A 26827-nucleotide genomic window follows, 5' to 3' on the forward strand; every position below is an offset into this window, starting at 1 on the left:
GCCTGACATTTAGAGGCTCCCATGCTGATTAGAATTTCAAGGAACCTCCAGATCAGTGACGCTGATCTGGAGGAATTTTTTACGCCCGCATCCGGCCCGGGCGGGCAGAATGTGAACAAAGTTTCAACCGCCGTGCAGCTGCGGTTCAATCTGGCGGACAATACCACCCTGCCTGATACCGTGAAGGCCCGCCTCGCCCGGCTGGCGGGCAAAAGGCTGACCCAGGCCGGTATTTTGCTTATCGAGTCGGAGGAGCACCGTTCCCAACTCCGCAACCGGGAGGATGCGCGAGAAAAGCTGTTTGCGCTGATCCGGGAAGCGGCAGTGGTGCCCAAGGCCCGCCGCGCGACCAAGCCCACCAGAGCCAGCCAAAAGCGCCGCCTGGACGAGAAATCCCACCGAGGGGACATTAAACGCCAACGCCGCGACCGGGATTTCTGACCCCGCCCCTTGCCTGCCGGTAACATGCCGGTTACGCAGCAGCGCAGATGCAGGTGATCCGGCCAGCCGGATTGAAACGGGAACGCGGTGCGATGCCGCGGCTGCCCTCGCAACTGTAAGCGGCCGGACCGCCCCTTTGAGGCCATTGCCATACGGCGAGAAGGCGGGGCGGCAACAAACACCGCGAGCCAGGAGACCGGCCGGCATCGAGACATTCGCGCATATCCGGGCGAGGTGAACCGGGCATGAAGGGGTTGCAAGTCCCCAAGCTTCTGTCGCTGCTATGGTTTTTCGCGATGGGGGGCTCGCCCTTGTTTAAATCTCTTCTTCTGGGCGCCGTGGGCAGTACCGCCCTGGCTGGCGCTGCCTTTGCCAGCACCCAGACTGCAAACCAGGTGCCCATTACCGTTTCCGCAACACGCATCGCCACGCCGGAAAACCAGGTCGCGGCCAGCGTCACGGTGCTTACCGCCCAGGACTTCAAGGAGCGCGGGGACATCACGCTGGTGGATGCGCTGCAAGGCGTGCCGGGGCTGAATGTGGTGCAGTCCGGCGGGCCGGGGAATGTCGCCAGCGTGTTCATTCAGGGCAGCAACTCAGAGGATGTGCTGGTGCTGCTGGATGGCGTGCCGGTCAATGATCCCTCCACACCCAACGGCGCCTTTAATTTCGGCATCTATTCCTTGCAGGATATCGCGCGGATCGAGGTGGTACGCGGCCCGATGTCGGGCCTGTACGGGTCCGGCGCCATTGGCGGGGTGATCGACATCATTACCAAGCGCGGCACGCCGCAGACTCATGCCAGCCTCACCGCCGCTGGCGGCTGGCCCGCCCAGGGGCAAGGCAGCGCCAGCATCTCCGGCATGATCGGACATCTGGATTACGCGCTGACAGCCGCCATTAATGAACAAGCCGGGTGGGATGCGGTGCCGCCCCGCATGGGCAGCATCCGGCGGAACATTCAGGACCCGTACCGCTCGCGGCTCGGCTCGCTCCAGCTGGGTTATACCTTCGGGGACGGCACACGCATCTACGCTATTCTACGCGGGCAATCGACGGATTCAGCCTTCCCGGATCTCGGCTACCCCGTTTTCGATGACCCGAATGATTACAGCTACAACGATAATTTCTTCTCCAAATTTGGCCTCTCCACCACCAAGCTGAACGGCCATCTTCATAGCGATCTATTCGTGTCCTGGCAGCAAAATCGGCTGTTCAACAGCAACCTGCTGGACGCGAACGACCCCAACCAGGCCAGCGCGCACGACACCTATCACGGCACCCGGACCGATACGCAGTGGAACAACAATCTCCGCCTGCCGGACCACGGCGCGTTTACGCATTCTAACATCCTGTTCGGCGCCGAATACACCAACGACACGGCGGATGAGACCGTGAACGAGACCAGCTATAGCTACCCGTTCATCGAGACCGTACACGGCTCGCAACATAACTGGTCAGGCCATCTCGGCGTGCAGACGACCATCGATAACCGGCTGACGCTGACCGGCGCGTTGCGGGATGATGTGGTCTCCAGCTTCGGCCACGCCATCACTTGGCGCGCGGGCGCGGTGCTGGCCCTACCAGAGATTGACGCGGACCTAAAAGCCTCGGTCGGCACGGGGTTCCACGCCCCTTCGTTGTTCGACCTGTATTACGTTGACAGCTATGGCGACCGAGGCAACCCCAACCTGAAACCGGAATATTCAACCGGCTGGGAGATTGGCCCGGAATTCATAATTCCCGCATTCGGCCAGTCTGATTTCGCGGATGTTTCGGCTAATTATTTCTGGTCCTCAGTGCGCGGACTCATCCAGTCGGTCGAACTGCCGGACTACACCTATACGGAAGAAAATGTCAGCTGCGCTTATCTCAACGGCATCGAGACAGATTTCAAATTTCATCCCGCTTTTTGGCTGAGCGCCGAATTCACCTACACCTATACCCGCGCAGTGCAGGGAGATAACGGTCCCGCCTTGCTGCGCCGGCCGCAAAATACCGGCAGTGCCTCGGCCACCATCCGGCCCGTGCCACGCCTGACCATCACGCCGATGGTGCAATATACCGGGCGGTTTTACGATTACATCTACAATAACAGCGGCTATTCCACGGGCACCGGCAGTTCGGCCCCCGGCACAGTGGTGAATTTAAATGTCAGCTACCGGATGAACCGGCATTTCACCGTTTTCGTCACCGGGCGGAATATTCTGGACTCGCATTTTGAAGCCTCGAATGGGCTGCAAATTCCCGGTGCCTCGGTACTGATGGGGGTACGGGCGCAGATGTGACGCAAAGCTTGCTGGGACGTTTTGCACGCCCCGCAAGCTTGTTTAGTCTTTCAAGGGCGGCATGGGGGCGAGGTGCAGCGCGTCCTCTATCCCCAGCTCACCCGGCAGCGCGCCTTTCGGGAACAGCCGGTTGAAATGTCCCATCTTGCGGCCAGGGCGAGCTTCCGCCTTGCCGTAATGATGCGGGATCAGCCCCGGTGTCGCCAGAATTTGCGGCCACAGCTCTATGTCATCCGGGCCGATCAGATTTTTCATCACAGCGTCTGAATGGCGGACCGCGGGCGGCAAGGGTAGCCCCGCGACGGCGCGGATATGCATTTCAAACTGGCTGCAAGGACACGCATCCATGGTCCAATGCCCGGAATTATGCGGGCGAGGCGCGATTTCGTTCACCACCACCTTACCCTTGGCGGTGACAAACATCTCCACCCCCAACAGCCCGACCAGCTTCAGCTTCTCCGCCACCACACGGGCGATGGTCTGCGCTTCCTCCAGAATATCCGGCCCCAGCGGCGCGGGCGCCAGAGTAAGGTCGAGGATATGGTGCTTATGGCGGTTTTCCACCGTGTCGAAACAACGGACCGTGCCGTCCACCCCGCGCGCAACCATCACCGAGATTTCTGCGCCGAATTCCACGAACCCTTCCAGCACTAGTGGCTTCGGACTGAGCCGTTCGAAGGCCGGAGCCAGATCTTTCGGTGTGCGCAGCATCGCCTGGCCTTTACCGTCATAGCCAAGGCGGGTGGTTTTCAGCACGGCGGGCAGGCCCAGCTTCGCCACCGCCGCTTCCAGCTCCCCGAGACTTTCCACCTTCGCCCAGGGAGCGGTGGCGATGCCGGCATCGTTGAGGAATTGCTTCTCCAGAATCCGGTCCTGGCTGATCGCCAAAATCTTCGCCCCGGGTCGCACCGGCTTCAGGCTTTCCAGCAATTCAAGAGAGGAGGCAGGCAGATTCTCAAACTCGAAGGTGATTACATCCACCGCCTCCGCGAAGGTGCGCAGCGCGGCGAGATCATCATACGCCGCCACGGTATTGCGCGCGGCCACCTGGGCGGCGGGGCCGTCCTGCTCAGGCGAAAACACATGCACCAGAAACCCCAGCCGCGCCGCCGCCTGGGCGGACATGCGCCCCAGTTGCCCGCCGCCGATAATGCCGATCACCGCGCCAGGGTTCATACCGGGGACTCCGGCACGCTCGCCGTCTGCTCAGCCCGCAGCGCCGCCACGCGGTCCCGCAAGGCAGGGTCCGAAAGCGCCAGGATGGAGGCGGCGAAGATGCCTGCGTTGATGGCGCCCGGCTTGCCGATGGCCAGCGTGCCCACGGGAATGCCGCCCGGCATTTGCACGATGGACAGCAGCGAATCCTGCCCGTTCAACGCAGTGACCGCCACTGGCACGCCCAGCACGGGTAGATTGGTCATGGACGCCGCCATGCCCGGCAGATGCGCCGCCCCACCTGCCCCGGCGATGATGAGTTTAAGGCCCCGCGCCTCAGCGCCGGAAGCGTATTCATAAAGCCGTTGCGGCGTGCGATGCGCGGAAACCACTTTTGCTTCATACGGCACGCCCAGCCTGTCCAACATCTGCGCGGCATGCTCCATCACGGGCCAGTCCGAGCGGCTGCCCATTATAATCCCGACCAGTGGCGCGGTCATGCCGTGCGGTCCGGAATCAACCGGCTTTCCAGCCGGGAAATCTCATCTTTCAACCCTAATTTCCGCTTCTTCAATCTCTGTAAATGCAGCTGATCCACCGGACCATTCTCGGAGATCCGTGTAATGACGGTATCAAGGTCCCGGTGCTCGCTGCGCAAGGCATGCAGCCGGCGCAGCAGATTGTCTTTGTCGGTCAGCATGGGCGAGCAATAGAGAAAATCGCGCCGCACTGAAACCGGAATTTTCACCTTGGCCGCGTTTTCCCGCCGCGCACGGCCCGGAACGGCTTTCCCGTCAATTCAAGACGTTCGAGAGAATGTGCTGACGGCAATTTTCCAGCGGGGCGGACATGCGCAGCACCTTGGCAATCAAAATAGCACCTTGCAGGGCGGAATAGATAAAGCCCGCTGTGGCTTCGCAATCTAAATCGGCCTGCAGCTCACCAGATTGCACGCCCTCACGCAGCAAAACCGTCAGCGCGTCGCGCATGTCGCGGAAGATTTTGCCCAAGCGCAAGCGCAGCACCTCGGACTGGTCCGCGACCTCAGCGCAGAAATTCCCCACCATGCAGCCGCCGCGCATATCGTGGCTGCACAGCCTCTGGATCACATGGTCGAAATAAGCGTTGATCCGCTCATGCACAGTGCGGGTAGAATCCGCCAGAATATCCGTCATCACCTCCCGGTTCATCTCGTAATAACGTTCGAGAATCTCCAGCCCGAACGCCTCTTTCGAGGGAAAATGGTTAGTGAAGGACCCCAGCGGCACCTGGGCGGCCTGGGCGATATCGCGCACCGAGGCTCCGGCAAACCCCCGCTCATGAACGACACGGAGGCCTTCTATGAGAATTTTCTCGCGGTTGGACGGTCTGGCCATGATGACGAATAAAATTCCAAATGATGAAGGTGAGTTTGAAGTACGATCGTACGCTTTAGATTACAAGACAAAGTCATGATTTTTAACCTTGGCAACAGCCTGACAAAATTCGCATAGATCAGCCAAAAGCCATGCGTAAAGCGCAGCCCTGAGTAAAAGGACGAACGTACACAATCCCGTTGAATGAGGACGTACGTCCGTATAGATAACCCTCATCAGCAGAGCGCTAATGCCCTGCCGCAAAATCACGGAGTTATCATGTCACGTTTTGGAAAATTCCTGTCCGCCGCTGTTCTGGCCGCATCCCTGGCACCATTTGCCGCCCATGCCCGCCCGGCTGATGTCAACACCGCGGCTCCGGCACAGCATCTGGTCCGCGTTAGCAACACCCAATCCCAGCACGGCCGCCTCGCGGAAAATAGCAAAGTGCCCGCAACCTTCGTCATCGCCCCGACCGCCAGCGCGTTTGCCAACAGCACGCCGCATAATTGTGTGTCCGGCTAGAAAGCCGCCCCCGACCGGCCGCGCGAGGCCGTAAAAACCGCCATTCTTAGACCTCCCACCGCCCGTTGAAGGACGGCGCGGAGGCCGCGATCTTCCAAGGAACAAGTCGATGTCGAGCGAACGTTTCGCGGCCCTGTTATCCTGGACCGGCGTGGCTTTTGTGCTGCTACTTTGCCTGGGCCTTTCCATTCTCCCCGCCCGCGCGGCCACCATCACCCCGGTGGGCAACTGGGTCACTGCCAGCCAGGATGCGGTCATTCAAATTCGCCCCTGCGGTGACCACCTCTGCGGCGCCATTCAGGGCATGGTTCTCAGCCCCACCGATAAAACGCCCACGGATTGGGTCGGGCAAAGCCAATGCGGGCTGGTGATTTTAAAAACCAGCGCCACCGCCCAGCCGGAAGCTGACGGCACCCGGGCCTGGTATGGGCACATCACCAATCCTCGTAACGGTTCACGCTACCATATCCGCCTGACGCTGGACGCGCAGGGGCATTTGCTGCTGCGCGGCTATGTCGGGCTTCCGCTTTTTGGCCGCACCCAAAGCTGGCACAGCTATCAGGGCAAATTGGGCACGCAGGATTGCCGACTGAACAATATTCCTGCCACGGTCCAAGCGGGCTAACCGCCGTCTTTAACGGGTTTTGCATCGCGGGGCGTTCATGCACGGTGAACGCCCTTTTTTGTGGCTATTCCTGTTCCGGCGCGGGGGCGGCGTGAAGCTGAATATAGCGTTCAATCCCGATCACCTTGATCAGGTCGAACTGGCGTTCCAGGAAATCCACATGCTCCTCCTCATTATCGAGGATCCGACGCAGCAGGTCGCGTGACACATAGTCGCGCACGCTCTCGCAATAGGCGATGCCTTCGCGCAAATCGACCATCGCCTTTTCTTCTAGCGCCAGATCGGATTGCAGGATCTCCTCCACGCTCTCCCCCACCTGGATCTGATTGAGGCGCTGCACGTTGGGCAGCCCATCCAGGAACAAAATTCGCTCGATCAGCCAGTCGGCGTGGTGCATTTCCTCAATGGATTCATCATATTCATGCTTGCCGAGCTTGGTGACCCCCCAATGACGCAGCGTGCGGGCATGCAGGAAATATTGATTGATGGCTGTCAGCTCGTTGGTGAGCTGCGTGTTCAGATAGTCAATAACCTTCGGATCGCGCAACATAAGCTGGTTCCTCCTCTTGGTCCGAACCAGTATGCCGGGGAAGCTCCCTGCCGTCGAGCCGGAAGACTCAGCCCGGCTGGGGCGTGCCGCCGGGAGTCAGCTCCTGCATCATGGTCTTGATCAGTTTCACGCATTCACCGCATTTGGCCCGGCATCCGCAAGCCTCGTAAACCTCCGCCGCGTTGGCATTGTTGCCCTGAGTAATGACTTCTTTCAGCTTGCGGTCGGTTAAGGCGTTACAAATACACAGATACACGGCGTCTCCTGGGGATAATTCGCACTCCCTTAGCATGGATGAGAATAAATCTCAATTAAGTTGAGAATAATTTTCAAACGGCCAGCATCTGCTGCTGGCCAAGCCAGTTTTTATACCACCCCGGCCATTCCGCCGTGGGCGCATCCTGCCGCCCCATGCCAAAGCCATGCCCGCCGCTGGGCAGCTGATGAAACGCTACCGGCACCCCCGCCCGCAAACAGGCGCGGTCCATCATCACTGTGTTAACAGGGTTAGAGACTGGATCGTCTTTCGCCTGCACCAGAAATATGGGCGGTGCGTCCGAGCGCAGATGCGTCTGGACAGACCATTCCGCGCTGGCCTGCGGTGTCGGGTGCTCCCCGATCAGCGCCTTGCGGGTGCTGGTGTGCTGGTAAGGTGGCTCTAGCGTGATCACGGGGTAGATCAGCGCCGCGTTATTGGGCCGGGCAGATAGAAAATCCGCTGAATCCACGGGGGCGTAGGAACGGAAATCCCACCAATCCGCTGCGAGCCCCATCAAATGCCCGCCGGCTGAAAACCCCAGCACGCCAAGCCGCTCAGGGTTCAACCCATACCGCCCAGCCCTGGCGCGAATGAGGCGGATGGCCCGTTGCGCGTCCTGCAAGGGCACCGCCGGCCCATCCGCCCAGCCTTCGCCCGGCAGGCGATACGCCAGGGTAAAAGCTGTAATGCCTTGCGCCACCAGCCAGGATGCGGCGGGGGTTGCCTCCATCCCCATCTCCACCCGCCTGTACCCACCGCCGCCCGCCACCAGCACCGCCGCGCCATTGGGGGTTCGCGGTCGGTATGCCAGGAGATAAGGCCGGGCGATGTTTCGCAACGCGCCGCTGGCGCTCACATGCACCGCCCCTTGTGGCCCGGCGCCGCCGGGTGAGGCGCCCGGCCAGAGCGGTATCCCCTCGGGCATTGGGCCCGCCAATGCCGCCGGAGCAATTAAAGAGGAGGCGGCGGCAATCAGCAGCGTGCGGCGGTCGGTCATGCAAAATCTCCACAGAGACGCGGATCCCCGCCATGGATTATGCCAACCTCCTGTGTCTGCCTGCACCAGTTTGCAACGGAAGGTCACAGGCTGGCGCGCAACGACCTTCAGCTATAGCTGCGGAACCATGCCACCGCGTTGGCAAACCCCGCCAGAGATGAGCCCGTGCCGTAAAGGCTGGCCAGGAAGGTGCCACGATGGCTACCCCCGGCCACTTTAACGCCCTGCGTCATCATCCCACCCGCCGCCAGGGCGCGATAGACCATCGCCGGATGCACGGCTTCATCGGCCAGCCCGTAATGAAAGCGGATGGGGGAATCGTACTTCCAGAAACACGCGTCATTGGCGGCGAACTGGCGCAGGAAGGCGCTGTTGACCGGGCTTGTCGCATGTTCGTAAAATCCGGGCACCAGCAGGGTTTTGCTGGTGGGCAGCTGGCTGAGCTGATTTGTCTCCAGCTTGTAATCCTTCCAGTATTTCACGGCGAACTCACGAAATTCCGGCCGCACCGCGTTCTCCAGCAGGCCCTTCATGCCATATTGGCGCTCATAGCTTCCCAGCGCCAGAATCATGCAAAGGGGAATCCAGCTTGCCAGCTGGGGGTAAGAGGACACGCCCTGCGGCAAAGGAAATGTGAGTGCCCCGCCCCAGTAGCTCCATGCCTCACTGAGATCACTGAACGCGCTGGCCACCGCCGTTGCCGTGATGGGGCGGGATTGTTTGCGCAAAGCCTGATGCAGCCACAACGTATTTAACGCGCCTTGCGACCAGCCATTCAAAAATAATTTCGAGGGCTTCACCCCCAGCGAACCCATGGCTGCCTGCCCCGCCGCCAGAATATCGAGGCAGGTCTGCACCGTGGTGCCTTTCACGACATACGCCTCGCCGTGCTCCTCACGGAACGGCCCTTTACCGACATAATCAGCCGCCACCACCGCGAACCCGCGCCCGGCGAAACGCTGCACGTTGAAGAGCGTTTCCAGTGAATCCGCCTCATCGGTGAGTTCATAATCAGGATCGGAGAGTTTGGTGAGGTTGGAGGGTACCTGATCGAACGACAAAATCGTGCCGTGCTGCCAGGAGACGAGCGGCAGTTCACCCTTTGCCCCGGCGGGCAAGGCCAGCAGGCCGCTGACTTTCAGACGCTCGCCGGTTTCAGGCGACACGGTATGGGTAACAATGCGGTGCAGCTCAACATCGTTGAGCGCGCCGTGCGTTTTAGCATTGAAGGCAGGCAAAATAACCGGCCTGTTGAAGGCGGAAAATGCCTTGGCCACCTGGGCATCGAGCTGAGCAGCACTCACTTTGCAGGACAGGTCAATATAAGACGCTCCAGAGGGGTGAGAGGCTGCGCTTTGTGCCCTGGCCACGCCGCCGGAAAGCTCCGCCCCCGCAGCCCCCGCCGCGAAAATCAGCGCCCGGCGCAGTTGATTGACCTCATCCTTCACGGCGTCATGCTTCGTCATCCAGAGCCTCCTGCTAAATCCTGCTTTGCCTTATGATTCAACTCGTGGCTGTATGAGACGATTTGCGGCACTGCGCCAGGGAGGAGGGAGCCATGAGTTCTTCCCGGCGCGAGGTTATTGATCCAACCCCGTGCTTGCGCCTAGTTTGCGCCGCCGGATGCCCGGCCTTATTTCCACTGCCGGGATCGCCATGAAAATCCTCTTCGCCTTTGAGAACACCCTGCCCAACGCCGAGGCGGACGCGGAAGTGTTTGTGACCACCGCGCGCTATCTGGGCGCGCATCTGGACGAAAGCTGGCTGCATGTGCCCGTGGCGCGGCAAAATCGACATATTGCTTCTGGCCTGGCGAATATGCCGATTATCCGCGCTTTTGCCCCACTGAAACCCGCCGCTCTGCGGCATTTCATGTGCGGGCTGACAATCGGGCTGCGGCGGGAATTCCATAAGGCGGATCTGGTTTACACGCGTAATCTCTGGGTGGCGTGGATGTCGATCCTCTGCGGGCAGCGTGTGGTGTTTGACCATTATCGCCCCTGGCCGGACCAGATTCCGCCGCTGCAACGCTGGCTGTATAAACTGTTCACCCATCCGCGGTTTTTGGGCAGCATCTGCCATTCAGACTATACGCGCCGGAAATATATCGAGCTGGGGGTGCCGGCGGAGAAGCTGCGCTGCATCCATAACGGGTTTGAGCCAAGGCGGTTTCAGGCACCTATGGCGCTGGAGGCCGCGAAGAAACTGATTGGCGTGGCACCGGACGCCAAGACCGTGATTTATACCGGGCGGGTGAACCACAAAAAGGGGCTGGAGCTGGTGATTGAGGCGGCGAAGCAGCTGCCGCAGCTCACTTTTATGTTTGTCGGCTCTTATGGCGAGGGGCCGGTGGAGACGCTGGCACGCAAGGTGCCGAATATCATGATTGTGCCCTGGCAGACGGAGGCGACGCTGGGTCAATATATCTATGCCGCCGATGTGCTGCTGATTCCGCCCTCCTTACAGCCACTAGCGAAGTTTGGGTCCACCGTGCTGCCGTTGAAGCTGTTTTTCTATCTCGGCTCCGGGCGGCCAATTTTGGCGGGTAACACCCCGGATGTGGCGGAAGTGCTGAAACATGATGAAACCGCCTTGCTGGTGCAGCCGGATTCACTGGAGGCGCTGGTGAACGGACTGACGGCGCTGACCGAGGATGGGGCACTGGCGGCGCGGCTTTCAGCCGGGGCGGCGGCGGATAGCCAGAATTATACCTGGAACGCGCGGGCCGGGAAGATTTTTGCCACCGTGCAGGGCTGGCTGGAGGATGCCGCCACGGCTAAGCCCGGCCATTGGGGCGCGGCGCAGGAAGGCGTGTGGAAGCGCGAGTCCCGCCGCTGGTTCGCGCATTTTGCCCGCACACGTTCGGTGATTCTGCCCCCCGGCCCATGAGCGAAGACGACCATAAGCGCCACTTGGGGCGCGGGTTTAACTGGCTGGGCGGGGCTGCGATTATCGCCAAGGTGACGGATTTCGTCACAATTATCGCGGTGCTGTTGTATCTGAGCAAGGTGCAGGTGGGCATTGGCTCGCTGGTGCTGTCCATCGGCATGGTGGTGGAGGCGTTTGATGGGCTGGGCACCAGTGAAGCGCTAGTGCAGGCCAAGGACACCAGCGAGCGGCAATTACAATCGCTGTTCTGGTTTATCATGGCCGCCGCATTGCTGGTGGGCGGGGTGGCGGTGGCGCTCTCGCCGGCCGTGGGCTGGATTTACGGCATGGCGGGTATACCGCTTTATTTTCTGGCGCTGGCGGCGAAGCAGCCTTTGGTGGGCGCGGCGGTGATTCCGCTGGCGTTGCTGAACCGCGAACTTAAATACGAGAAAATCGCTACCGTGAATGTGGGCGCCACCTTTGGCGCGGCGATGGTGCGGCTGGCGATTGCGGTTTTGGGCGGCGGCACCTGGGCGCTGGTGGGCGGGTATTTTGCTTCCGGCGTGTTTATTCTGGCCGGGGCGTTGTGGGCGCGGCCGTTTAAGCCGGGGTGGCATTTTTCGTTTCCTGAGATAAAACCTTTGGTTTCGTTCGGCCTGCGCTCGGCCAGCGCGAATATTTTTGAGCAGATTTTCAAAAACATCGATTATCTGCTGGTGGGATGGTTTTACGGGGCAGCGTCGCTGGCGGTGTACCGAGTAGCGTTCGACATGGCGATGGAACCGGCAATGGCGGTGGGCACGATTATCAACCGCACCGCTCTACCGGTGTTCGCGAAAGTGGCGGCGGCACCTGGGCAATTGCGGGATGCGTTGTTCTGGGCGCTGCAAAGGCTGGCAACGCTGGTGGCGCCGCTGATGGCGGGGCTGGGGTTGATGGCGGTGCCACTGATGGGGCTGCTGCATGACAGCCAAGGGCATAGTTATGCAGCGGCAGCGCTGCCGTTGCAGATTTTGGCGGCGGCGGCGGTGTTGCGGATTGCTTCTCAGCTGATTACGCCGCTGCTGATGGGCACGGGGCAGCCGGGCAAGGCGGCGGGCCTTTCTTTCGCGACGCTGACGCTGCTGGGCGGGTTTATTCTGCTGGCGGGGCTTACCGTGCGCGGGCCTGTGGGGTTGATTGCGGTTGCCGCCGCGTGGCTGGGGATTTATCCGCTTTTGCTGGGCTGGAGTGTGAATTATCTGCGGCGGGTCTGGCAGATTTCACCGCTGGCATTGTTGAAGCCGTTTGTGACGCCGGGGCTGGCGGTGGCGTTTATGGTGGCGTTCACGCTGGGGGCGCGGACCTTGCCGTTTGGCAACGATGCGGTGACGCGGATTGCGGTGGCGGCGGTGGCGACGGGGTTGGCTTATGGCGGGCTGGTTTTGTGGGGACGCAGGGTGGCGCAAAAAGGTTCCACGTAGAACATTAGCGAAGATTTTCTGCAATAACGACACGTTAGTTTTGACGATGCCGACCTTTTGATTTCGGAAGAAAACAGTCGATAGAGATTTGGTTTTAGCGTGGATTGATAATGGTAAATACTTTTCGTCTCGTTTACTTGCACCCGCTTAGACGGAAATTTTCTCATGGCACAAAAAACTCGATACGAACACCGCACATACAAAATAACCAGCCATTACCTCAAATACACTACTGACCTTGCAAAAATTATTCGGCGGGACAAAATCGTCGTATCCAAATGCAGTTATCGTCACCGAACCAAAATAGAGAGCGGCAAACCCGTCGTGCGTGATGCTCTTGCTAATCATGACGCGTAGACCAAAGCGCATTATACAATGTTTCGAAACGACAAACTATATAGAGTTGATAAAAAGCAAGCTGCAAAAATCGGCTTCGATAAAGCTTTCAATAAAATTGCACGAAACACCCGAGACTACATAAGCAAAGGTGGTTATATAAAAAGCAAGCTCTCATGTCGTTGTAACTTGAAACGGCATGAGAGATCTCAGAGCAGCCACTTAAGCTAAAACCAAAAAGAGATTAATGCCTTTTTGAAATAGAAGAAATTTTTCATCACTTTTTCCGTACACTTTGGGCAAAATGCTTGTCGCTTTGCACGCCCCCCTTAAACCTCCACTCTCGCCGCCCCATCCCCGCGCCACCAGCGTAGCTTTGTTACATCCACCAGCGTCTCACCGTCCAAATTGTGCCAGTCGTCACGTGTGCCTGGGGGCTGGGCGTAGAGCGTTTCAATAGCAGGCCAGCGGTGAAAGAGGGACCAGGTCCAGACGCGGTGGCGCAGATAGATGGCCCGTAGGCGCCGGGCGAGTCGAATGTCGGGGATGGCGGGGCGTTTTTCGGCCCAGAGCACGGTCGGGCTGAGGGCGCGGACGAGTGGCAAGGTGAGCGGGGCCATGTAGTTTGAAAACCAGATGGTGAAACCCAACTCTTTTTGAAGATCCGTGACGGCGCGGTGGAGTTGGATATGTTCCGGATGGCCATACTCGCCCCAGGGATTGTGGGTGTAAACATCCGTGACGCCGGTCAGGATAGGCCGGAGTTTTGCGAGAAGGGTAGCGAAATTGGCGTCGTAACGGGACCTAGCCGCGGGATCTGTAATGGCGATGCCGGTTGGGGTGAGGGTTGGGGTTTGCCAATCCACAAATAAACGCGTGCCGCTCTCCGGGATGGCAAGGTTGATGAGACGCGGCAGCTTCAACGCTGCCACGGCGCGGGCGCGGGCTTCGGCTTTTTCCGGCCTGGCGTAGGGGGCACCGTAGCAGAGCACCACCGGATCCGCCGCCTCCATGGCGGAACTCAGCCAGAGAATCTCATCGTCGGGGTGGGCGGCGACGATGACAGCGCGGGTCATCTCGCGGCCTGCCGTGCGGCCGCGCCAGATGCTTCGCGCGAGATGAGCAGTTCGTCGTAAATATCCTCCAGCGCCGCGGTCTGGCGGCGAATGTCGAACAGATGTTCCACCCGGTTGCGGGCCGCCATGCCCATGCGGTGACGTAAGGGCGGGTTGGCCAGCAAAGTGCCCATGGCAATAGCCAGAGAGTCCGCGTCGCGCTCAGGCACCAGGAAGCCGGTTTCGCCCTCGGCAATGCCTTCCGGGATGCCACCCACACGCGCGCCGATGCCGGGCACGCCAGTTGCGGCGGCTTCCAGCATCACCATGCCCAGACCTTCTTCCCGCCCGGAATGGGTTTTGATGCTGGGCAGGACGAGCATGGCGGCGCGGCGCATCCAACCCAGAACCTCGACGTGCGGGCGGGCGCCGAGAAAGTCGATCCGGTCGGCAAAGCCGGTTTCAGCCGCCAGCCTGTGCAGTTTTTTACGCAGCTTGCCGTCACCGATGATGACTAGCCGGGCGAAGGGGTGCTGCGGAGCGATCTGGGCAAAGGCGCGGATGAGGCCGTCCGTGCCTTTCACCTCCTCCAGCCGAGCGACGTGGAGGATCAGTGGCTCCTCCTGTGCGGGGGTTCGCGGGGCGATGGCGCTGGTGTCTACACCAATATAATGCACGCGCACACGCTCGGGCGGGAAGTTGAGGGCAAGCAGCTTCTCACGCAGGAAACTGGAGGCGGCGAGGAACAGCCCACCTTGCTGCGCCAGACGCCCGCGCCCCATCGCGTACCGGATCCAGGCCGGGTTGGCGAGGAGGCCGAGAGGGGAGAGCGTGGCATCAAACCCATGAAAGGTGGTAACGAGCGGCACGCCAAGCTGGGCGGCCAGAGGCAGGGCGTATACGCCCTCCACCCCGAAATGAGCGTGGAGGAGGTCCGGGCGGCGACCTTCCAGCCGGTAGAGGTACGGATGGGGACTGGCGGAGAGCATGTGCCAGACGGCGGGAAGCAGGCGCATTTGCGGCGCGAGATCCTCCAGCGCCAGAGACTCAGCCTCGTTGGGCGCGGCGCCGTAGCGCAAACGGCCAAGGTAAAGCGGGCGGTAGCGCTGGAGCCGCTCCGCCTGCTGGGCAATGAAGGGCTCCGAGAGCTTGAACAAATTATGCCGGAAAATGCCGATCTGGCGCATCCGTACTTCGCGCGGGCCGGGGATTATTTGGCCGCCGCGAGGGCCGGTGTCTCCGGCAGCAGCCCCAGCCCCTTACCGACGTCCGCGAAGAGGTTGATCGCATGGTCGATCTGGGCCGGGCTGTGTGCCGCGCTAACGCTGGAGCGCAGCAAGGCAAGCCCTTTGGGCGTAGCCGGGGGCAGACTGACATTGGTGTAAAGTCCGGCCTTGAGCAAAGCCGCCCAGAAGCCGAACGCAGCCTCTGGCGAGGGCATTATGGCCGAGACGACGGGGCTGGGCTCGGGACCGAGCGTGAAGCCCAGCTGCGCCAGCCCCCGATAAAGACGCGCCGCGTTAGCGTTGAGGTCGGCGCGCAGCTCAGGCCGGGCGCGCAACTGCTGCAGGGCGGCCAAGGTGGCCGCGATGTTGGCGGGCGGCAGGGAGGCAGTGAACATATACGGGCGGGAGACGACGCGCAGGATATCTGCGCCCTCCATATCCGTGACCGCGAAGCCGCCGACGCCTGCGAGGCTCTTGGAGAAGGTGCCGACGATGAAATCCGCGTCCGCCTCAATGCCCGCCTGCTCGGCCAAGCCACGGCCGGTGGCGCCCAGCACGCCTAGGGAGTGAGCTTCGTCCACCACCAAATACGCGCCATATTCGCGTTTCACGGCGGCAAACTCGCGTAAGGGGGCAGTGTCGCCCAGCATGGAGTAAATGCCCTCGACGATGATGACTTTGTCGCCCGGCTCGTCCGCTAGGCGGCGGAGGCGGTTGGCGAGGTCGTCCGGGCTGTTATGGCGGAAACGCGTGACCTGGGCATAGCCAAGGCGCGCGCCGTCATAGATGCTGGCGTGGGAGTCCGCGTCCAGCAGCAGATGGTCGCCCTTGCCCGCGAGGGCGGAGATAATGCCGAGATTGGCCTGGTAGCCGGTGGAGAACACCATGCCGTGCTTGCGGCCATAGAAATCCGCCAGCGCCTCCTCCAGCCGCTTGTGGCTGCCATAACTGCCATTGGCGATGCGCGAGCCGGTGGTGCCGGTGCCCGCCGCGGTGGAGGCGGCGTTGGCGGCCTCAATCACCAGCGGGTCATACGTCAGGCCGAGATAGTTGTTGGTGCCGAGCAGCAGGGTTTGCCGCCCGGCAATAATGGCCTCGGTGGGGGAGAGTACATCGTCGAACGGCACGTTGAAGGGGTTTGCGCCAGCCTCCTCCAACTGGCGGTATTGGGCCGCCAGCGGGGCGTACTTATCGAGCAGCGCCATGGTCTTAGGCGGCTTGTTTCAAACGCTGGACGGTGGCGATGAGGTCGCCCAGCGTCTCCACCTCGGCGATTTTGTCCAGGGGCACGGAGATATCGAGCTTGTCCTCGATCTCCATGACGAAATCCATCACGGCGACGGAGTCGAGGCCCAGATCCTCGATGATGTGGGTACTGTCGGAGAGCGGACGAGATTGCGGCAGGGCGGCACGCAGCGTCTCAAAGATGATCTCACGGATTTCGTTGGCCTGATCAGACATATGGCTGCGCGCAGCTCCTCTGCTGTTTCATGCACGCCAGCCACGCGGGGGGTGGCTCCTGACAATCGTGCAGGAAAAACTATACAATTCACCGGCACTTCTATTACTGAGCGTACACCGCATTGTCACGGGGCTTATGACCAGCTCATGGCGCCCTTGCATCCGCGTGTATGGTCTGGCTGGGTAGTTCGGACCACTTAAGCCGGAGAGATTTGGTTTGGCGCCTTGAAGACAGACAGATACTTGCTTGCTGAAATCGCGCGGCCCTTTGCGGCGGTGCTAGGGATTCTGGCCTTGCTGTTCGCGGGATACAGCCTGACGCGTATACTCTCGGACGCGGTGAGCGGGCTGTTGCCGGTGGGGGCCATTGCCGCGCTGACCTCGTTGAAGGTGCTGATCGCGCTGGATGTGCTAATCCCGATTTCGCTGTTTATCGCGGTGGTGGCGGGGTTTGGGCGGTTGCAGGCCGATAGCGAGGTAACAGCCATGCAGGCGCTGGGCATGGGGCCGCGCCAGCTTTTGCGCCCGGTGCTGCGGCTGGCGCTGGGGCTGGCCGTGCTGGTGGCGTGCTTGTCGATTTTTGTGCGGCCCTGGGCATACGCCACCTCTCACAATATTACCCGCCACGCCGCCGTGGCGCTGAATGTCAACGCGATGGAGCCGGGGACCTTCTATGCCAGCCAGGATGGGCGGGAGGTGATTTTTCTGGGCCGCCGGGCCGGGCCGCACGCCCCCGCGCAGAATGTGTTTGTGGCCAAGCGGCGTGGCAGCCATGTCGAGGTGATTTCCGCCGCCACCGCTACCCCGGCTGTTAAGGGCGCGGACGGGCAGCGCAATGTACACCTCTCCGGCGCGCATGTGTATGAGTTCGACCGGAGCAATCCGGCCAGCGATGAGTCCCTGCAGGCGGCGGGGATGAATGTGAACCCGGACACCGCCAAGCTGGCCCCCGTGCGATACAGCCCGGTGGCGGCTAGCACGGGGCATTTGCTGGCCTCGCGCGACCCGGCGGATATTGCTGAGCGGCAATGGCGGTTTTCGACCGGGCTTTCCACCCTGCTCTTGGCTCTGCTGGGCGCGATTTTAAGCCGCGGCCGCCCGCGCCAGAACCGCTATGCGCGGTTTGGACCGGCGATTCTGGCATATTCGGCCTATTATCTGCTCTGCACCACGGCCCGTACCTGGGTGGAACATGGCCAAGTGGGGCGGTTGCCGGGGTTGTGGTGGGCGCCGGCTTTGCTGGTGCTGGCCATGCTGCTGGTCTGGTATGGCCCCGCCTTGCGGCGCCGGTTCCGCGCTCCTCCCAATGCACCGCCGCCCATGCCGAACCCGCGCCAGGCAGCCCAGCCCGTAAGCTGGCGCCCCGCCAGCAGCCAAGATGCTGCTTGACCGTTATATCGGCTGGACGGTCTGCCGCGCCTTCCTGCTGATTACCGTCGGCCTCACGGCCTTGTTCAGCCTGCTCAGCTTTGTTGAGCAACTCGGGCTGATCGGCCAGGGCAATTACAAGCTACGGGATGCGCTGCTTTATACGCTGCTCACGGCGCCGGACCGGGTGCTGCAACTCGCCCCGGTATGCATGTTACTGGCCTCGTTGATGGGGCTAGGGGCGTTGGCCAAACATTCGGAACTCACGGCCTTCCGCAGTTTTGGCGCGTCGCAGGCGCGGATTATCGGCGCGGTGGTGAAGCTGTGCGTGCCGATTATTTTCGGGCTGTTCTTTCTGGCACAATTCGTGATTCCGCCCGCCCAGCAGGCCGCCCAGCGCGAGCAGGCCGCCGCTTTGGGGGATACGCTGCCGGGCCTCTCCAATGGCGGGTTCTGGGCGCAGAAAAACGGGGTGTTTTTGAATGTGCAGAGCTTCGCGGGCGGGGCGGTGCTGCATGGGGTCTCGATCTTCACCTTCAAGCCGAAAGGGGAGCTGCACAGCTTTATTGAAGCCGATACGGCCGAGCCGCAGCCGGATGGCACCTGGAAGCTGAGCGGTGTGACCCGCGATGTGATCGCCAACGGTCAGACCCAGGAAGATACGCCCACCAGCCTGAGCTGGACGCCGTTTCTGACCACCAAGCAATTGAAATTACTGGCTCTGCCACCGGAGACCATGCCGCCTTTGGCGCTTTACAGCTATGTGCGGCTGCTCAAGCACCAGCATCAGGAAGCGCTGCGTTATGAGCAGAGTTTCTGGAACATGGTGGCAATTCCGCTCTCTTTGATTGGCATGGCGATCATCGCGGCACCGTTTGTGTTTGGGCCGCAGCGCTCCGGCGGAGCGGGGCGGCAGATTGTGATTGGCGCGCTGCTGGGCATGGTGTTTCTGCTGGTGCAGCAGATCACCGGTTATCTGGGGCTGCTGCTGGCGGTGAACCCGGCTTTTACAGCCCTGGCGCCTTCTATTTCACTGCTGTTGCTGGGGGGCTGGATGCTGGAGCGCAACCATATCAAGCTGCGCCCCCGGATCAGCCGCGCATGACCTGCTTCAAGAAGCTGTTGTAATGCACTTTCTGCGCTTCCAGAAGAATGAGCAGGATGGCGCTGAACCCAATGATCTCGAACAGGAAATAGAGCAGCGGCAGCTTTACCAGGGCCGCGAGAAACAGGCCCAGCGTGCGGTAATTGGCGCAGAGCACGCCCCAACGGCGGATGACCGGCGCGAAATATTCCCGATAGGCGGCGCGCAACGTAGCTTCTTGCCGGGGGCTGGCGATAAGCTGTGCGGCGAACGCCTGGTGAAAATCGGCCGCCCCTGCAGAAGCCCAGAGCTGCACGCGTGCATAAAGCTGGTGCAGATACCCGGCAATGCCCCTGGGTTTTGCGTCCAGCTTGGGCAAGGCGGCGGATTGGCGGCCCCAGCCCAGAAAATTATAATCCTGGCGCTGCATCTCATAAGCGGCGGATTGCACCGCGTGGGCGATGCCTGACAGCGCTACCAGCGCCCACACCCAGCCGCCCATCGAAGCGCTCATGGACAGGGCCAGTCCCACATAAACGGCGGTGAAGGTGACGTAGTCGCAGATGCCGTCCAGCACCTTGCCGAGCTCGGAATAGGTTTTGGTGAGGCGGGCAAGTTGGCCGTCTGCCCCGTCCATCACATGCCAGGCGAGCATTAGCGCGAAGCCGAGGCCCGCACAGCCACCAATACCATAGAAATGATATGCCACCCCGGCGAGGATGCCGCAGCCCATGCCGATGAGCGAGACCATGTTGGGCGTGATGGCCAGCTGAGCGAAAAGCGGTACCAGCCGGGCGGAGATGGGGTGGATGAAATAAAGGTTCGTGGGGTCTTCTATCTCATAGGTCCGTCGGACCGGATCCGCGTCGACGCGCCCCGCGGTGTCGCTCATGATTAGAGACGTCCTTCATCCAGCAGCGCTTCGGCCTTCCCGAAGGCGATCGGGTCATCGACATCCACCCAGAGGCGGTCACCGATATCCAGCACACGCGCGCGCCCCCATTCGGCCAGCACATTCATGGCGCCGGAGATGCTGTCGTCACCGCGGGCCTGGGATTCTTCCAGCGCGTCGAACATAGCCGAGGTGCAGTGAAACACGCCGGTGTCGAAGCAGTTATAATCCCGGATGACCTTGCCGATATGTTTGAGCTCCGTGCCCTCGCATTTCACGCGGGTCACGTCGTCCGGGTCGTTCAGCGGGTTGTCGATATTGAAATCCACGCCTAGCGTGACCGTGCCCGGCTCAGGCGGGGTTGCGATCATGCGGCGCAGGATTTCCGGGTCCACCAGATGATCGCACATGGTGAGCAGAAAGGGCTCATCCAGATATTGCTTGGCGGTCAGCACGGAGACGCCGTTGGCCTTGGCCCAGGCGCGGTTATAGATGCGGGTGATATGAATGCCGGAACGGCGGGAAAACGCGCCCAGCCTCTCTTGCAATTCCTCGGCATGGTAGCCGGTGACGACGAGAAACTCGTCGATCCCGGCTTCCTTGCCATTGGCGATCACGCGTTCGATTAGCGGCACGCCACGAATAGGGATCAGCGGCTTCAGCGCCCCCTTTTCACGCAGGCGTGTACCCTGCCCGGCCGCGACGATCAGCCCTTTCATTCGGCGGCGGTCACCGCCAGGGCCGGACGGCAGGTGCGGATAAACTCTTCCGTCATCTCGCAAGCAATATCGTCCGTGTATTGGGCGGGAGGGTGCTTACAGAAATAAGCGGAGGGGCCGGCGAGCACGCCGCCGACACCGGCTTCCAACGCCAACTTGCAGCAACGGATCATGTCGATGACCACACCGGCGGAGTTTGGGCTGTCCTGTACGGAGAGGCGCAGCTCGATATCCATCGGCACGTCACCGAATTGCAGACCTTCCATGCGGATGAAGGCGATCTTGTTGTCGTTCTGCCAGGGCACGTAATCGGACGGGCCGATATGGATGTTCTCTTTCTCCATCCGCTTTTTGGTGACGGCCTGGACCGCCTCTGTCTTGGAGGTTTTCTTGGAGGCCAGACGGTCCTGGTTCTTCATGTTCAGGAAGTCTGTATTACCGCCGGTATTGAGCTGGTAGGTGTGCAGCAGCTTGACGCCACGCTTAGCGAACAGGTCCGTCAGCACGCGGTGGGTGATGGTGGCGCCGACCTGGGATTTGATGTCATCACCGATGATCGGCAGATTGGCGGCGGCGAACCGATCCGCGTAGACTTTATCGCTGGCGATAAAAACCGGCATATTGTTGACGAAACCGCAGCCAGCTTCCAGCGCGCAATCCGCATAGAAGCGCGCGGCCTGCTCGGACCCAACAGGCATGTAGTTCAGCAGCACGTCGGCCTTGGTGGCCTTGAGTTCGGCGACGATCTCAGCCTTGGTCAGCTCCTGGGCCGAGGACCGCACGAAGGTCCGGTCCTCGTCGTAATTGGCCATATGCTCGGAAATACCGTCCAGCACCTGACCCATTTTCACGGTCACGCCCATCTCCGGGACGTTTGGCTCGAACACCTTGGTGCAGTTGGGCTTGGCGAAGATGGCGCGGCTGACATCCTGGCCGACCTTGCGGGCATCCACGTCGAACGCGGCAACCACGCTGATATCGTTCGGCTGGTAGCCGCCGATCTCGGTATGCATCAGGCCCACCACACCCTCGGCGCAACGCTCCGGCGTGTAATAATAAATTCCCTGGATCAGGGAGCTGGCACAATTGCCAATGCCAGCAATCGCGATGCGGATGCCGCCATTCTTTGCCATAATCAACCTCGTCTCTCGCTAAAATCTGCCAGGGAGCAGGACGCCATCATACGCGCCAGGACCAGACACATAGGCGCAACCCAGCTACGACAGGGGGGCTGCCAAATGAGCGGACCAATCCGGGATTTATCTCCGTACCTCAACCCTGAAACCAAAAGCCTCCTGCCGCTTGCAACCCTGCCGGAAAACGGCACCAGAGCCCCCGCTTTCACGGAAAAGCGTCCAGACGGACTGCGGGCAATCAGGATGAATCCGAACTCTGCGCGGTAAGTAATCCAGGGTCCTACCGCTTTCCAACTTGTGTCGCAAGTATGACATAGATGTAAGCGACGGAAGTTTCTTCAACCCATCTCAGGCAAAAGCGCGCACACTAGGGCGCTGTAGAGTTGAGTCTGGCGGTGGGCGCGGACGTAATCAGGGCTGATCCGGGCCACATAGGGCTTGGTGCGGACCGAGCCGTACCAATGCGCCACTCTTGTTTGCGGGCTGAGCACCCGGCCCACCGCGGCCGGGGCGTTACGGCACGGGCGGAACCAATGTTCTGAGATTTCAGGTGGTAACGGGTAGAAACAGGCGGGCTGGTGGATCACCAGGCCCGGCATGGGCGCGGCATCCAGAAGCGTTTGGTAGAGGTCTGGCCCCAGCGCGTAGGGACTGGGGGTCTCATGGTCCGGCAGGGCCGCCATGGCGCGCAGCACGGCGACGAAAAGCGGCGCGCCGGGGACAGCACCCATCACGGCATTATTGACGGCGGACACATACCACCCCTCCACTGCACGGAAGGCCCGCCAGCCGCCAGGGGTGCGGCGCAGAGTCTTGCGCAACACATCCAACCCCAGATGCTTGCTCCAGACCAGCGGCGAACGGGACTGATACACCCAATGCGGCCAGACGATCCGCTCCGCGCCGATGAACTGAGAGGCGTTCAGCAGCGGGGCAAGCGGGGCGGTGGTGAGGGTGTCAACATCCATATAAACGCCGCCCTCGGCATAAAGGATGGCTGCGCGCAGCAAATCCGCGCGCTGCACCGGGCTTTGCAGCCGGACATAAAGGCGGGTCAGCGCGTCATCCAGCTTCAGCGCTGCCTGTACGGGGGCCAGCAACGCTGGGGGCGAGAGACGCCTGAAGCGCACCCCTACCCTGGCCAAGGCGCGCGGCACCGGACCGTCGGCCAAGTCGTCCGTATGATGCAAAACCACCTCGCGCAGCCCGCTCTGAGCGGCGGCGGAGAGCAGCGCAAAGCCATGCGCCCACGCAAGCTCTGGGCCAATCCAGCAAAAATGCAGTATTCCGGGAACGGGCATGACAGAAAAGCAATCCAGCAATCGGCAAGAGACGGGCTTGAATCAGCCTGCTAGGCGGCACGGCGCCGCACTGTCAACCGCGCCATACGGCAAAGCCATTGCCATTCCCATGCGACTCTGTTAGCGCCAACCAATGACCGTCAATGGTAAATTCCAGGCAATATGACTGAGCCTACCCCGACTCACCATAATGGGCTGGTTAAGCGACTCGCTGATTTCACGACCATCGCCGAGGCCCTGGATTATGCCGCGCAAGGCCGAACCGGGCTGAATTTCTATTCTGGCAAGGGGGTTCTCACCGAAACCTTGCCTTATGCCACCCTGCGCGCGCAGGCGCTTCTGCTGGCCCGGCAGCTGCTGGGCACCGGGCTGCAGCCGGGAGACCGGGTGGGGCTGCTGGCAGAAAGCGATGGGGATTTCGCCCGCGCCTTTTTTGCCTGCCAATATGCCGGGCTGGTGCCCGCTCCCCTGCCCTTGCCCGCCGCTTTTGGCGGGAAAGAGGGATATATCTCCTTTCTGCGCCGGATGATCCAGGGCGCTGACGCCCATGCCGTGTTTGGCCCCGCCGTGCTGGCCGACTGGCTGGCCGAGGCGGTTGAAGGGCTGGAGCTGAAATGCGCCGGTGTGGTTTCCGCGCTGGACGGCGCGCCGATGGTGCCCGAGGCCGCCCTGCCCGCGCCGGAATCGCTGGCGTATCTGCAATTCTCCTCCGGCAGCACGCGCTTCCCGCTGGGGGTGGCGGTGACGCAGACGGCCTTTATGGCCAATGCCCATTACATGGCCAAATACGGCCTGCGGGTGAATGAGACCGACCGCTGCACAAGCTGGTTACCTTATTATCATGACATGGGGCTGGTCGGGTTTTTGCTGATGCCAATGGCCTGCCAGCTTTCAGTCGATATTCTGCCCACGCGGGAATTCGCGCGCCGGCCGCTGCTGTGGCTGCAGTTGATCACCCGTAATAAGGGCAGCATCTCGTTCAGCCCGTCTTTTGGCTACGAACTTTGTGCCCGGCGGGCGCGGACAGCCTCAACGGAGGGGATCGACCTGTCCTCCTGGCGGCGGGCCGGGATTGGTGGGGATATGATCCGCCCGGCGGTGCTGACGCGCTTTGCCGAGCGTTTTGCGGCCAATCTATTCCAGGAAACCGCGTTTATCCCCTGCTATGGCATGGCCGAGGCCACGCTGGCGCTGAGCTTTAGCCCGGATGGGCAAGGAGCGAGGGAAGACGCGGTGGATGGGCTCGTGCTGGAACGCGAGCATCGCGCCGTGCCCGCCAATGAGACCAGCAAGCGTACCCGGCATTTCGTGATTTGCGGCCAGATGCTCCCCGAACATGACGTGGAGGTGCGCGGCGCGGATGGCGCGCTGCTGGCCGAGCGCGAGGTAGGGCATATTTTCGTGCGCGGGCCGAGCCTGATGCTGGGCTATTTCGGCGCGCCGGAGGAAACCGCGCGCGTGCTCTCCGCCGAAGGCTGGCTGGATACGGGGGATCTTGGGTATCTGATCGACGGCCAACTGGTGATTACCGGGCGGGCGAAGGATCTGGTGATCGTGAATGGCCGCAATGTATGGCCACAGGATCTGGAATGGGCCGCCGAGGCGGAAGTGCCCAGCCTGCGCAGTGGGGATGTGGCGGTGTTCTCGGTGGATAATGGCGAGGATGAGGAGGTTGTTGTTCTCGTCCAGTGCCGTGTGACCGACCCCGCCGCGCGTGAGGCGCTGGCATTGGAGCTGACGCGGTTTTTCCGCGGGCGGCAAGGGCTGGAAACGCGCGTGGTGCTGGTGCCGCCGCATAGCCTGCCACAGACATCGTCCGGTAAGCTCAGCCGCTCCCGCGCCCGAATGATGTATCTGGACGGCGCGTTTCTACCCCGCGCCACCGCCACCGCCGCGGAATGAGCCCCTCCCCGCTGGCCGCCATAACCGGCGGAACGGGGTTTTTGGGGCTGCATCTGGTACCCGCCCTGGCACAAGCCGGGTTCCGGTTGCGACTGCTTGCCCGGCGTGACTTGGCACATCCGGCATTTAAGGACATTGCGTTTGAGAGCGTACGCGGCGCGCTGGAGGATGAAGCCGCCCTGGATGCGCTGGTGCGGGGCGCTGATGTGGTGATCCATGCCGCCGGGCTGACCAAGGCACGCGGGCGGGCGGCATTTTTGCGCGCCAACCGGGATGGCACAGAAGCTGTGGCCCATGCCGCGCGGCGCGGGGCGCCTGGGGCGCGGTTTCTGTTGGTTTCATCCCTGGCCGCGCGGGCACCGCGTCTTTCGAATTACGCGTTCAGCAAGGCTGAAGCGGAGGCTCGGACCCTGCGCATATTTGGCAATGCGGCGGCGCAGTGCGCAATTATTCGGCCGCCTGCGATCTATGGGCCGTGGGACCGGGATATCTTGCCGCTGATCCGGGCCAGCGCACGCGCGCTGACGCCGGTTCTGGGCAACGGCAGGGCGGCGGTGATTCATGCGCGCGATGCCGCTGGGGCAATTGCAGCGCTGGCGGGAGACAAATTCCGGCCGGGCTGCTTCACTTTGGCGGATGATACACCCGAGGGGTATGAGATGCGCGCCTTGATGGCGGCGGCGGCACAAGCCACGGGCGGACCGGGGCAGTTTATCCATTTACCTAAGGCGCTGGTGCTCTCCGCCGGGTTTCTGGCCGGGGTGGTGGGCAGGCCACCAATCTTCACGCTAGGCAAGGCGCGGGAGCTGCTATACCCGGATTGGTCCGTCTCGCCCGAGGAGTTGCTACCCCGGGAGATTTATACGCCACGTATCTCCCTGGCGGCCGGGTTCGCAGAGACGGTGGCCTGGTACCGGCAGGCGGGCTGGATGAAATAGTCGCTCAGACCTCGAAACTTTCGGGCGGCACGGGAGACTTCACACTCATTGCGCTGCCGGCGGAAGCGGCCATGATGCAGAGCATGGCACCCCATTGCAGCAGGGTCAGACTCTCCCCCAGCACCACGAACCCCGCGAGCGCGGCGATGGCGGGGGCAGCACTGAGTAGAATGGAAAAGGCTCGAGAAGAGAGACGCTTCATCGCCTCCATCTCCAGCGAGTAAGGCACGGCGCTGGAGAGCAGCGCCACCGCCAAAGCGAGCCCCAGCTCCCACGGACGCAGGGCGGAAAAATGCAGAACCGAGATGCCGAGCGGCGCCACGATAAGGGCGGCCACAGCCATGCCCCAACTCACGGCATCCGCGCCCAGCTTACCGGCAACACGTTTGCCGGAGACGATGTAAAGTGCCCAGCACAAAGCTGCCCCCAGCGCGAAGGCGATGCCCACTGGGTTCAGCTTGCTATGCACATGCAAGGGTAGCAGCAGCGCCAAGCCGGCAGCCACCAGGGCCAGCCACCAAAAGTCCCGCGGGCGGCGGGAGTTGAGCAGCACGATGACCAGCGGCCCGGTGACTTCAATACCCACCGCAATGCCTATGGGGATCCGCAGAAACGCCTGGTAGATAAACAAATTCATACCCGCCAGCATGGTGCCGTACAGAATCAAGGCTGGGCGTGTGGCACCGGGAGGCACACGGCGCCAGGGGCGGCGCAGCATGGCCAGCAGGCAGGCTGCGAACACTACGCGCAGGGCCGTTACCCCCAGCGGATTGATCTCCGCGAACAAGAGCTTCGCGCAGGCTGCGCCGAGATTGACTGAAATCTGCGAGGCCAGCACCGCGCCCAGCCCCGCCAGTGTGGCACTGGGGCGCTTCATGCG

28 protein-coding genes and 1 riboswitch are annotated in these 26827 nt (G+C 61.6%); of the genes, 10 read left to right on the forward strand and 18 right to left on the reverse strand.

The features are described from left to right. Positions 1-21 precede the first annotated feature (21 nt). Positions 22-441: an alternative ribosome rescue aminoacyl-tRNA hydrolase ArfB gene (gene arfB / locus BUB54_RS08350; protein ID WP_048878873.1), complete on the forward strand. Its 420-nt coding sequence runs from the start codon at positions 22-24 to the stop codon at positions 439-441. A 34-nt stretch (positions 442-475) separates the two neighbouring features. Beyond that, a riboswitch (cobalamin riboswitch) is annotated at positions 476-660 on the forward strand. Between the two features lie 26 nt (positions 661-686). Continuing rightward, positions 687-2729: a TonB-dependent receptor plug domain-containing protein gene (locus BUB54_RS08355; RefSeq protein WP_139284842.1), complete on the forward strand. Its 2043-nt coding sequence runs from the start codon at positions 687-689 to the stop codon at positions 2727-2729. 42 nt (positions 2730-2771) lie between these two features. Here BUB54_RS08355 and BUB54_RS08360 read toward each other — a convergent pair whose 3' ends face one another. The 4 genes from BUB54_RS08360 to BUB54_RS08375 form a co-directional block, all read right to left on the reverse strand. After that, positions 2772-3905, reverse strand: coding sequence for a 5-(carboxyamino)imidazole ribonucleotide synthase (locus BUB54_RS08360; protein ID WP_048878872.1), 1134 nt, complete (start codon positions 3903-3905; stop codon positions 2772-2774). Continuing rightward, positions 3902-4384, reverse strand: coding sequence for a 5-(carboxyamino)imidazole ribonucleotide mutase (gene purE / locus BUB54_RS08365; protein WP_048878871.1), 483 nt, complete (start codon positions 4382-4384; stop codon positions 3902-3904). Before purE ends, BUB54_RS08360 begins: the two co-directional genes overlap by 4 nt. After that, the gene (locus tag BUB54_RS08370) at positions 4381-4584 is read right to left on the reverse strand and encodes a YdcH family protein (RefSeq protein ID WP_048878906.1); all 204 of its coding nucleotides are present in this window, start codon (positions 4582-4584) and stop codon (positions 4381-4383) included. Before BUB54_RS08370 ends, purE begins: the two co-directional genes overlap by 4 nt. A 94-nt stretch (positions 4585-4678) precedes the next feature. Next, on the reverse strand, positions 4679-5260 hold the full coding sequence (locus tag BUB54_RS08375; RefSeq protein WP_048878870.1) for a TetR/AcrR family transcriptional regulator: 582 nt from the start codon (positions 5258-5260) through the stop codon (positions 4679-4681). A gap of 258 nt (positions 5261-5518) precedes the next feature. On the opposite strand from BUB54_RS08375, the gene BUB54_RS08380 reads away from it, so the two are divergent. Next, positions 5519-5764 (forward strand): hypothetical protein, encoded by a 246-nt coding sequence (locus BUB54_RS08380; protein WP_048878869.1) that lies wholly within the window; start codon positions 5519-5521, stop codon positions 5762-5764. A gap of 109 nt (positions 5765-5873) precedes the next feature. Further along, positions 5874-6389, forward strand: a complete 516-nt coding sequence (locus tag BUB54_RS08385) for a DUF2147 domain-containing protein (protein ID WP_048878868.1) — start codon at positions 5874-5876, stop codon at positions 6387-6389. Between the two features lie 64 nt (positions 6390-6453). Here the strand turns inward: BUB54_RS08385 and bfr are convergent, their stop codons facing one another. From bfr to BUB54_RS08405, 4 genes are all read right to left on the reverse strand, one after another. Beyond that, positions 6454-6939: a bacterioferritin gene (bfr, locus tag BUB54_RS08390; protein ID WP_048878867.1), complete on the reverse strand. Its 486-nt coding sequence runs from the start codon at positions 6937-6939 to the stop codon at positions 6454-6456. Positions 6940-7006: 67 nt separating this feature from the next. Next, positions 7007-7195 carry a (2Fe-2S)-binding protein gene (locus BUB54_RS08395; protein WP_048878866.1) on the reverse strand — a complete coding sequence of 63 codons (189 nt, stop codon included), beginning with the start codon at positions 7193-7195 and terminating at the stop codon, positions 7007-7009. A 73-nt stretch (positions 7196-7268) separates the two neighbouring features. Beyond that, positions 7269-8195: an alpha/beta hydrolase gene (locus tag BUB54_RS08400; RefSeq protein WP_048878865.1), complete on the reverse strand. Its 927-nt coding sequence runs from the start codon at positions 8193-8195 to the stop codon at positions 7269-7271. Between the two features lie 107 nt (positions 8196-8302). Further along, positions 8303-9661 (reverse strand): alpha/beta hydrolase family protein, encoded by a 1359-nt coding sequence (locus BUB54_RS08405; RefSeq protein WP_048878864.1) that lies wholly within the window; start codon positions 9659-9661, stop codon positions 8303-8305. Positions 9662-9791: 130 nt separating this feature from the next. On the opposite strand from BUB54_RS08405, the gene BUB54_RS08410 reads away from it, so the two are divergent. Both BUB54_RS08410 and BUB54_RS08415 read left to right on the forward strand, forming a co-directional pair. Continuing rightward, positions 9792-11084, forward strand: a complete 1293-nt coding sequence (locus BUB54_RS08410; protein ID WP_241869374.1) for a glycosyltransferase — start codon at positions 9792-9794, stop codon at positions 11082-11084. Further along, positions 11081-12529, forward strand: coding sequence for an oligosaccharide flippase family protein (locus tag BUB54_RS08415; RefSeq protein WP_048878863.1), 1449 nt, complete (start codon positions 11081-11083; stop codon positions 12527-12529). Before BUB54_RS08410 ends, BUB54_RS08415 begins: the two co-directional genes overlap by 4 nt. A gap of 147 nt (positions 12530-12676) precedes the next feature. On the opposite strand, the gene BUB54_RS22040 is transcribed toward BUB54_RS08415, so the two are convergent. The 5 genes from BUB54_RS22040 to BUB54_RS08440 form a co-directional block, all read right to left on the reverse strand. Next, positions 12677-12898 carry an ion channel gene (locus tag BUB54_RS22040; RefSeq protein ID WP_082075654.1) on the reverse strand — a complete coding sequence of 74 codons (222 nt, stop codon included), beginning with the start codon at positions 12896-12898 and terminating at the stop codon, positions 12677-12679. A gap of 296 nt (positions 12899-13194) precedes the next feature. Beyond that, positions 13195-13941 (reverse strand): PIG-L family deacetylase, encoded by a 747-nt coding sequence (locus BUB54_RS08425; RefSeq protein ID WP_048878862.1) that lies wholly within the window; start codon positions 13939-13941, stop codon positions 13195-13197. Then, positions 13938-15107, reverse strand: a complete 1170-nt coding sequence (locus BUB54_RS08430; RefSeq protein WP_048878861.1) for a glycosyltransferase — start codon at positions 15105-15107, stop codon at positions 13938-13940. Before BUB54_RS08430 ends, BUB54_RS08425 begins: the two co-directional genes overlap by 4 nt. Before the next feature lie 23 nt (positions 15108-15130). Then, positions 15131-16351: a serine palmitoyltransferase gene (gene spt, locus BUB54_RS08435; protein ID WP_048878860.1), complete on the reverse strand. Its 1221-nt coding sequence runs from the start codon at positions 16349-16351 to the stop codon at positions 15131-15133. Between the two features lie 4 nt (positions 16352-16355). After that, positions 16356-16607: an acyl carrier protein gene (locus tag BUB54_RS08440; protein ID WP_048878859.1), complete on the reverse strand. Its 252-nt coding sequence runs from the start codon at positions 16605-16607 to the stop codon at positions 16356-16358. A 243-nt stretch (positions 16608-16850) separates the two neighbouring features. On the opposite strand from BUB54_RS08440, the gene lptF reads away from it, so the two are divergent. Beyond that, positions 16851-17996: an LPS export ABC transporter permease LptF gene (gene lptF / locus BUB54_RS08445; protein WP_052948359.1), complete on the forward strand. Its 1146-nt coding sequence runs from the start codon at positions 16851-16853 to the stop codon at positions 17994-17996. Continuing rightward, on the forward strand, positions 17986-19080 hold the full coding sequence (gene lptG / locus BUB54_RS08450) for an LPS export ABC transporter permease LptG (RefSeq protein WP_048878858.1): 1095 nt from the start codon (positions 17986-17988) through the stop codon (positions 19078-19080). Before lptF ends, lptG begins: the two co-directional genes overlap by 11 nt. Here lptG and BUB54_RS08455 read toward each other — a convergent pair. The 4 genes from BUB54_RS08455 to BUB54_RS08470 form a co-directional block, all read right to left on the reverse strand. Beyond that, complete coding sequence (locus tag BUB54_RS08455; RefSeq protein WP_048878857.1) at positions 19067-19951, reverse strand: CDP-alcohol phosphatidyltransferase family protein; 885 nt, start codon at positions 19949-19951, stop codon at positions 19067-19069. The two genes, lptG and BUB54_RS08455, sit on opposite strands and share 14 nt — an antisense overlap. Before the next feature lie 2 nt (positions 19952-19953). Then, on the reverse strand, positions 19954-20670 hold the full coding sequence (locus tag BUB54_RS08460) for a phosphocholine cytidylyltransferase family protein (RefSeq protein WP_048878856.1): 717 nt from the start codon (positions 20668-20670) through the stop codon (positions 19954-19956). Beyond that, positions 20667-21803 (reverse strand): inositol-3-phosphate synthase, encoded by a 1137-nt coding sequence (locus BUB54_RS08465; RefSeq protein ID WP_048878855.1) that lies wholly within the window; start codon positions 21801-21803, stop codon positions 20667-20669. Before BUB54_RS08465 ends, BUB54_RS08460 begins: the two co-directional genes overlap by 4 nt. Positions 21804-22144: 341 nt before the next feature. Further along, entirely contained in the window at positions 22145-23107 is a 963-nt protein-coding gene (locus BUB54_RS08470) for a glycosyltransferase (protein ID WP_048878854.1), read from the reverse strand. Between the two features lie 162 nt (positions 23108-23269). Between BUB54_RS08470 and BUB54_RS08475 the strand changes: the two genes are divergently transcribed. Then, the gene (locus BUB54_RS08475; RefSeq protein ID WP_048878853.1) at positions 23270-25009 is read left to right on the forward strand and encodes a fatty acyl-AMP ligase; all 1740 of its coding nucleotides are present in this window, start codon (positions 23270-23272) and stop codon (positions 25007-25009) included. Beyond that, positions 25006-25947: an NAD-dependent epimerase/dehydratase family protein gene (locus BUB54_RS08480; RefSeq protein WP_048878852.1), complete on the forward strand. Its 942-nt coding sequence runs from the start codon at positions 25006-25008 to the stop codon at positions 25945-25947. The genes BUB54_RS08475 and BUB54_RS08480 overlap by 4 nt, the downstream gene beginning before the upstream one ends. Before the next feature lie 4 nt (positions 25948-25951). Here BUB54_RS08480 and BUB54_RS08485 read toward each other — a convergent pair whose 3' ends face one another. Next, complete coding sequence (locus BUB54_RS08485) at positions 25952-26824, reverse strand: EamA family transporter (protein WP_048878851.1); 873 nt, start codon at positions 26822-26824, stop codon at positions 25952-25954. Between the last annotated feature and the right edge of the window lie 3 nt (positions 26825-26827).

This window comes from Acidocella aminolytica 101 = DSM 11237 (assembly GCF_900129125.1).
Classification (GTDB): domain Bacteria; phylum Pseudomonadota; class Alphaproteobacteria; order Acetobacterales; family Acetobacteraceae; genus Acidocella; species Acidocella aminolytica.

Coding starts and splice junctions, on each gene's coding strand:
- BUB54_RS22040 (WP_082075654.1), bottom strand. CDS start 12,898: ATGCGCTTTGGTCTACGCGTCATGATTAGCAAGAGCATCACGCACGAC.
- BUB54_RS08360 (WP_048878872.1), bottom strand. CDS start 3,905: ATGAACCCTGGCGCGGTGATCGGCATTATCGGCGGCGGGCAACTGGGG.
- BUB54_RS08475 (WP_048878853.1), top strand. CDS start 23,270: ATGACTGAGCCTACCCCGACTCACCATAATGGGCTGGTTAAGCGACTC.
- BUB54_RS08430 (WP_048878861.1), bottom strand. CDS start 15,107: ATGCGCCAGATCGGCATTTTCCGGCATAATTTGTTCAAGCTCTCGGAG.
- BUB54_RS08465 (WP_048878855.1), bottom strand. CDS start 21,803: ATGGCAAAGAATGGCGGCATCCGCATCGCGATTGCTGGCATTGGCAAT.
- lptG (WP_048878858.1), top strand. CDS start 17,986: ATGCTGCTTGACCGTTATATCGGCTGGACGGTCTGCCGCGCCTTCCTG.
- BUB54_RS08425 (WP_048878862.1), bottom strand. CDS start 13,941: ATGACCCGCGCTGTCATCGTCGCCGCCCACCCCGACGATGAGATTCTC.
- BUB54_RS08460 (WP_048878856.1), bottom strand. CDS start 20,670: ATGAAAGGGCTGATCGTCGCGGCCGGGCAGGGTACACGCCTGCGTGAA.
- BUB54_RS08415 (WP_048878863.1), top strand. CDS start 11,081: ATGAGCGAAGACGACCATAAGCGCCACTTGGGGCGCGGGTTTAACTGG.
- BUB54_RS08370 (WP_048878906.1), bottom strand. CDS start 4,584: ATGCTGACCGACAAAGACAATCTGCTGCGCCGGCTGCATGCCTTGCGC.
- spt (WP_048878860.1), bottom strand. CDS start 16,351: ATGGCGCTGCTCGATAAGTACGCCCCGCTGGCGGCCCAATACCGCCAG.
- BUB54_RS08485 (WP_048878851.1), bottom strand. CDS start 26,824: ATGAAGCGCCCCAGTGCCACACTGGCGGGGCTGGGCGCGGTGCTGGCC.
- BUB54_RS08355 (WP_139284842.1), top strand. CDS start 687: ATGAAGGGGTTGCAAGTCCCCAAGCTTCTGTCGCTGCTATGGTTTTTC.
- BUB54_RS08440 (WP_048878859.1), bottom strand. CDS start 16,607: ATGTCTGATCAGGCCAACGAAATCCGTGAGATCATCTTTGAGACGCTG.
- purE (WP_048878871.1), bottom strand. CDS start 4,384: ATGACCGCGCCACTGGTCGGGATTATAATGGGCAGCCGCTCGGACTGG.
- BUB54_RS08380 (WP_048878869.1), top strand. CDS start 5,519: ATGTCACGTTTTGGAAAATTCCTGTCCGCCGCTGTTCTGGCCGCATCC.
- BUB54_RS08470 (WP_048878854.1), bottom strand. CDS start 23,107: ATGCCCGTTCCCGGAATACTGCATTTTTGCTGGATTGGCCCAGAGCTT.
- bfr (WP_048878867.1), bottom strand. CDS start 6,939: ATGTTGCGCGATCCGAAGGTTATTGACTATCTGAACACGCAGCTCACC.
- BUB54_RS08375 (WP_048878870.1), bottom strand. CDS start 5,260: ATGGCCAGACCGTCCAACCGCGAGAAAATTCTCATAGAAGGCCTCCGT.
- BUB54_RS08400 (WP_048878865.1), bottom strand. CDS start 8,195: ATGACCGACCGCCGCACGCTGCTGATTGCCGCCGCCTCCTCTTTAATT.
- arfB (WP_048878873.1), top strand. CDS start 22: ATGCTGATTAGAATTTCAAGGAACCTCCAGATCAGTGACGCTGATCTG.
- BUB54_RS08480 (WP_048878852.1), top strand. CDS start 25,006: ATGAGCCCCTCCCCGCTGGCCGCCATAACCGGCGGAACGGGGTTTTTG.
- BUB54_RS08385 (WP_048878868.1), top strand. CDS start 5,874: ATGTCGAGCGAACGTTTCGCGGCCCTGTTATCCTGGACCGGCGTGGCT.
- BUB54_RS08455 (WP_048878857.1), bottom strand. CDS start 19,951: ATGAGCGACACCGCGGGGCGCGTCGACGCGGATCCGGTCCGACGGACC.
- BUB54_RS08405 (WP_048878864.1), bottom strand. CDS start 9,661: ATGACGAAGCATGACGCCGTGAAGGATGAGGTCAATCAACTGCGCCGG.